Source organism: Colwellia sp. SU-HH01172 (assembly GCF_057553355.1).
Genome location: NZ_BAAJMB010000018.1, coordinates 1 through 1,050 on the forward strand (window position 1 = coordinate 1; position 1,050 = coordinate 1,050).

Here is a 1,050-nt window from a genome sequence, read left to right on the forward strand (position 1 = left end):
TAACACGACAGAATTCATTGAGCAGCATCACTTGTTGATGCACAAACGATTTTTAATTGAAGAGTTTGATCATGGCTCAGATTGAACGCTGGCGGCAGGCTTAACACATGCAAGTCGAGCGGAAACGAGAATAGCTTGCTATTCGGCGTCGAGCGGCGGACGGGTGAGTAATGCTTGGGAATATGCCTTTGAGTGGGGGACAACAGTTGGAAACGACTGCTAATACCGCATAATGTCTACGGACCAAAGGGGGGGATCTTCGGACCTCCCGCTCATAGATTAGCCCAAGTGAGATTAGCTAGTTGGTAAGGTAATGGCTTACCAAGGCGACGATCTCTAGCTGGTTTGAGAGGATGATCAGCCACACTGGGACTGAGACACGGCCCAGACTCCTACGGGAGGCAGCAGTGGGGAATATTGCACAATGGGCGAAAGCCTGATGCAGCCATGCCGCGTGTGTGAAGAAGGCCTTCGGGTTGTAAAGCACTTTCAGCGAGGAGGAAAGGGTGTTGTTTAATACGCAACATCTGTGACGTTACTCGCAGAAGAAGCACCGGCTAACTTCGTGCCAGCAGCCGCGGTAATACGAGGGGTGCAAGCGTTAATCGGAATTACTGGGCGTAAAGCGTGCGTAGGTGGTTTGTTAAGCAAGATGTGAAAGCCCCGGGCTCAACCTGGGAACTGCATTTTGAACTGGCAAGCTAGAGTATTGTAGAGGGTAGTGGAATTTCCAGTGTAGCGGTGAAATGCGTAGAGATTGGAAGGAACATCAGTGGCGAAGGCGGCTACCTGGACAAATACTGACACTGAGGCACGAAAGCGTGGGGAGCAAACAGGATTAGATACCCTGGTAGTCCACGCCGTAAACGATGTCAACTAGCCGTCTGTAGACTTGATCTGTGGGTGGCGTAGCTAACGCGCTAAGTTGACCGCCTGGGGAGTACGGCCGCAAGGTTAAAACTCAAATGAATTGACGGGGGCCCGCACAAGCGGTGGAGCATGTGGTTTAATTCGATGCAACGCGAAGAACCTTACCATCCCTTGACATCC

1 rRNA gene is annotated in these 1,050 nt (G+C 51.4%); it reads left to right on the plus strand.

What is annotated here, in order from left to right:
- Positions 1-53: 53 nt before the first annotated feature.
- Positions 54-1,050: ribosomal RNA gene (locus AC27JP_RS20290) — 16S ribosomal RNA — on the plus strand; the annotation flags it as partial.